This is a genomic window from Brevundimonas sp. (genome assembly GCF_032107865.1).
Taxonomy (GTDB): domain Bacteria; phylum Pseudomonadota; class Alphaproteobacteria; order Caulobacterales; family Caulobacteraceae; genus Brevundimonas.
This window is the reverse complement of the sequence record NZ_DAMCNG010000128.1, coordinates 3,885-8,048: the sequence shown is the minus strand read 5'-3', so window position 1 is coordinate 8,048 and position 4,164 is coordinate 3,885. Positions and strand designations below refer to the sequence as shown.

The window sequence follows — 4,164 nt, the reverse complement described above, 5'->3', positions numbered from 1 at the left end:
GACCCCGATCCGGCGCGCGACGCGGCCCTGGCGGCGGAGCTGGTCGCCAGCGCCAAGGACCGGGCCGAGAACCTGATGATCGTCGATCTGATGCGCAACGACGTGGGGCGGGCGGCGCAGCCCGGTTCGGTCCAGGTCGAGCGCCTGTTCGAGCTGGAGAGCCATCCGACGGTGCATCATCTGGTCTCGACGGTGAGCGCCCAGGCGGCGCAGGGCGTCGGTCCGGCCGAGGTCATGGAAGCCGCCTTTCCGCCCGGCTCCATCACCGGCGCCCCCAAGCATCAGGCCATGAAGGTGATCGCGAGCCATGAACCGCCGCGCGGGCCGTGGTGCGGCTCCCTGTTCGGCTGGGGACTGGGCGAGGAGGCGCGGCTGACGGCCTCGGTCCTGATCCGCACGGCGGCGTTCGAACGTGGTGCGGACGGCTGGTGCTGGCGCGCCCTGGCGGGGGCGGGGATTGTCGCCGACAGCGACCCGCGCGCCGAACGGCTGGAAACCGAGGCCAAGTTCCGTGCGCTGAAGGACGCTCTGATCGGCGCCGACTAGCAGTCGGTGCAGGCGATCCGGTCGGTTGTCCGCGGCCTTAGGTAGTAATTCCGCTGAAAGCTTATGCCGCCCGGTATCATCTGGCCGAAGGCGGAGACATAGCCGTAGTTCGTCTCGCCCAGGATCACGGTTTGGCCGTCCGTGATCAGGTCGGGCGGCAGGTCGGTGATGGGATCGCCTCGCTTGCGGGCAGGCATGATATCGACGCCGTCGGCGTCCTTGGCGCTCTTGGCGCGGCTCCATTCGACCGTGGCGACGCCGCGCGCATCCACGGTGACGCTTGAGACGCGGATCGACAGGGGGGCAGACGAGAAGGGTCGCATGATCATGTCGCCGATCGCGAAGATGCCCTCTAGATCCTTGACGTTGGCGCCGTCCGACCGGGCCACCAGATCCGCGACCATAGAGGCGACGTGCCCGGCTCGCCGCTCGGCCATATAGCCCTGGGTGAATTCGATCAGGCCGAAATAGATCACGATCATCACCGGCGCGATCAGGGCGAACTCGATGGCCGAGACGCCGCGCCGGTCCCGCAACAGGCGGCTCAGTAGCCGGATGTATGCGACGCGCCTCATTGATAGGGCTCGTTACGGAAGGCCAGGGTGGTGGTCAGCATCACGCGACGATCGGTGGTGCGCGACACGGCCTGGGCGATAAAGGGGCTGACGATGGGGTGTTCATACCAGACGCGCACCAGCACTCGGTCGCCGGGGGAGCCCGGCCTGTAGGTCAGGACGCTGGGGTCGAAGACGCCTGTTTTCAGCGGGTCGGCGTCGGACGGGGGTGAGAAGCCCTCGACCACGCGGATGTCGATGAAGGCGCGGCTGGGGCAGTCGGCGGCGAAGACGCTCATATTGGCGCACAAGCGCTCCTTGATGTCCTCGATCTCCAGCTTCTGTTCCTGGGCCAGGCCGGTGCGGACCTGGCGTCCGGCGTCGGAGACGGCGGTTTCGACCAGGGCGTCGACCAGCAGCAGCAGGCCGATCTCCAATATGCCGAACAGCAGCATGAAGAAGGGGAAGGCCACGAGGGCGAACTCCACGGCGGTGGAGCCCTCGCGGCGACGCCGACGATGCATCAGGCTTAGCCCCCGCTGCATGGGGTCAGGGCGCCGTGGACGGGCGTGCGGCGGGCGCGCAGCGAGTTCCGCAGGCGACTTCGACCGCTTCGCCGCCGCGCCAGACGCGCACCGAGCCGGTCTCGCCCGGGCTGACGGCCACCTGGCGCTGGAACAGGGGGCGGCCCAGGGCGTCGACGGCGATGATCTCGGTCAGGCCATAGCTCTTGCCGGTGATGAACAGGGTGCGGGCGTCGGTGACGGTGACGTCGGCGATGCGCGGATTGGCCACGATCACCGATCCGGCCGGGGCGCGCAGCTGCACGCGCGTCGCCTGGTCGATCTGCACGTCCAGCGGACGCTCCTGCGCCATGGCGGGTGCGGCCAGAACAAGCAGCGCGGCCAGGGGAGCGGCGAGAAGAGAAGCTGGGCGCATGGCGGGCCTCCGTGAGGATCAGAACGGGCGCGCGCGAGCGCCGCACGTGGAAGCTGACGGTCAAAGGTCAAGAAACCCTGAAATTCCCGGCGAGCTCCGAAATCAAGGACGAATTCTAGTAAACAAGAAAGTAACCATCAATATTGCGTGGGGGCGTCGAGATTTTACCCGCTCTTAAGGGGCGTCGTCGCATTGTCTTCATGCAAACGGGGGTCAAGCGGGCAAAACCGACGACCCTGATAGTGGGTCATCTGCTCGTTATTGAAAGAAGGAAGACATAACATGCGTAACTTCATCACGCGCTTCGCTAAAGACGAATCCGGCGCCACGGCCATCGAATACGGCCTGATCGCTGCTCTGATCGCGGTTGTCATCATCGGCGCCGTCGCCGCTCTGGGCACTCAGCTCAACGACACCTTCAAGAAGGTCACGACCGACATGAAGACGCCGCCTAAGACGGCCTAAGCGACCGATAAGCAGCTTTGAGGAAGGCCGGAATGGAGACATTCCGGCCTTTCTTTTAGGCGCAGAAACACGACCTGCTGAACGACAACCTGCCTTTAAGAAACCAGGCCTAGGGTGCGCGTATGACCGAACTGCCCATGATCCTGCTGGTCGTCCTGCCTGTTCTGGCGATCGGCGCAGCCCTGCATGACCTGATCACCATGAAGATCCCAAACTGGATCTCGGGGGTGCTGCTCGTCGCCTTCTTCCCGGCGGCCTTGGCGCTGGGTCTGCCGTTGGACGTGGTGGGCGTTTCGGTCGGTCTGGCGATCGCGATGCTCGTCGTCGGCATGGGGATGTTCGCGGCGAATTGGATTGGCGGCGGCGACGCCAAGCTGCTGGCCGCCGCCATGCTGTGGATGGGCGCTTCGGGCGGCGTGCTCTTTGTTTTCTACACAGCGTTGGTGGGCGGCGGATTTTGCATTCTGCTGATGACCGCGCGCAGCCATCTGCCTTTCTTCGCTCAGAGCGGTCCCGGCTGGGTCATGCGCTTGATGCAGCCCAAGGGCGACATTCCCTATGGCGTCGCCATCGCCATCGGCGCCCTGCTGGCCTATCCGTCCAGTCCGCTGATGACCGCCTACATCGCGGGCTGATGACGTTGTTCGTCAAGGGCGGTCCAGCTTAGGGGCGCGTTAACCATGACGGGCCATTATCTCTGACAGGCAGGGGGCGGATCATCCGGGTTCGCGCGATCGCGTCTGCCGGAGACACTGGATGAAACCCGCCAAGATCGCTGTCATCTGCATCGCAGCCCTCGCGGCCATCGGTCTGGCGCTGGTCGTGCGCGCCATGGGGTCGTCGGGGCAGCCGACGGCCACCGCCACGGCCGCCGTCGAGACGCGGCCCATGGCCAGGGTGCTGGTCGCTGCGCGTGATCTGGAGCCGGGCCGTCGCCTGGTCGATGCGGACCTGAGCTGGAAAGACTGGCCAGCCGACGAACTCAACCCCCTCTTCATCACCGACGGCCCGCCGCCGCCCTCCAAGGCCGAGGGCGCCGCCGCCGAGAACGCGGCCGTCGAAGGCTCTGGCGACGCCAAGGGCGCTACGGTGGAAAAGGCCATGAAGGCCGTCGCCGAACTGAACACGCCGGGCGCCAAGTCGGACTATATCGGCGCCGTGGTGCGTGAACCCATTCTGGCCGGCGAGCCCCTGGTGGCGCGCAAGATCGTGCGCGCCGGCGACAGCGGCTATATGGCCGCCTATCTGGAGCCGGGCATGCGGGCCATGGCGATCCGCGTGACGGTCGAGACGGCCGCGGGCGGCTTCATCCTGCCAGGCGACCGCGTGGACGTGCTGCTGACCCGCGAGGTCAAGGGCTCCGGCGATGAGGGCGGGACCAAATATTCAGCCGCCACGGTGATGCGGAACGTCAAGGTTCTGGCCATCGACCAAAGCACCCGCGCCGCCGAGGACGAGCAGGCGGTGGTCGGCGCCACGGCGACGCTGGAGCTGACCGGCCGCGACGCCGAGGTTCTGGCCCTCGCCAAGTCCGAGGGCGAGCTGTCGCTGGTGCTGCGCTCCTATGCCGATACCGCCGGTCCTTCGGGCCATGTGCCGGGCGCGGTGCGCGGGCGGGCGGCGGGCGGGGGTTCGGTCGTGCGCGTCTATCGCGAGGGTC

Annotated in this window: 7 protein-coding genes; 4 read left to right on the top strand and 3 right to left on the bottom strand. The window is 66.8% G+C overall.

Annotated features, from left to right (window positions below):
- The coding region (locus tag RT567_RS11085; protein WP_313576431.1) for a chorismate-binding protein at nucleotides 1-546 on the top strand (546 nt) is incomplete at its 5' end.
- Here the strand turns inward: RT567_RS11085 and RT567_RS11080 are convergent.
- Genes RT567_RS11080 through RT567_RS11070 form a run of 3 tightly spaced genes read right to left on the bottom strand, consistent with a single transcriptional unit; the run spans nucleotide 543 to nucleotide 2,039 of the window.
- The gene (locus RT567_RS11080; RefSeq protein WP_313576430.1) at nucleotides 543-1,121 is read right to left on the bottom strand and encodes a TadE/TadG family type IV pilus assembly protein; all 579 of its coding nucleotides are present in this window, start codon (nucleotides 1,119-1,121) and stop codon (nucleotides 543-545) included. The two genes, RT567_RS11085 and RT567_RS11080, sit on opposite strands and share 4 nt — an antisense overlap.
- The gene (locus RT567_RS11075; RefSeq protein WP_313576429.1) at nucleotides 1,118-1,624 is read right to left on the bottom strand and encodes a TadE/TadG family type IV pilus assembly protein; all 507 of its coding nucleotides are present in this window, start codon (nucleotides 1,622-1,624) and stop codon (nucleotides 1,118-1,120) included. Before RT567_RS11075 ends, RT567_RS11080 begins: the two co-directional genes overlap by 4 nt.
- A gap of 25 nt (nucleotides 1,625-1,649) precedes the next feature.
- Nucleotides 1,650-2,039, bottom strand: a complete 390-nt coding sequence (locus RT567_RS11070; protein ID WP_313576428.1) for a pilus assembly protein N-terminal domain-containing protein — start codon at nucleotides 2,037-2,039, stop codon at nucleotides 1,650-1,652.
- A gap of 282 nt (nucleotides 2,040-2,321) precedes the next feature.
- Here RT567_RS11070 and RT567_RS11065 point away from each other — a divergent pair, with 282 nt between their 5' ends.
- The 3 genes from RT567_RS11065 to cpaB all read left to right on the top strand — a co-directional run.
- Nucleotides 2,322-2,504, top strand: coding sequence for a Flp family type IVb pilin (locus RT567_RS11065; protein WP_087140625.1), 183 nt, complete (start codon nucleotides 2,322-2,324; stop codon nucleotides 2,502-2,504).
- Nucleotides 2,505-2,626: 122 nt separating this feature from the next.
- A complete protein-coding gene (locus RT567_RS11060; protein WP_313576427.1) occupies nucleotides 2,627-3,139 on the top strand; it encodes a prepilin peptidase in 513 nt (170 codons plus the stop codon).
- 121 nt (nucleotides 3,140-3,260) lie between these two features.
- Nucleotides 3,261-4,164, top strand: a 904-nt coding sequence (gene cpaB / locus RT567_RS11055; protein ID WP_313576426.1) for a Flp pilus assembly protein CpaB, incomplete at its 3' end; no start/stop codon positions are given.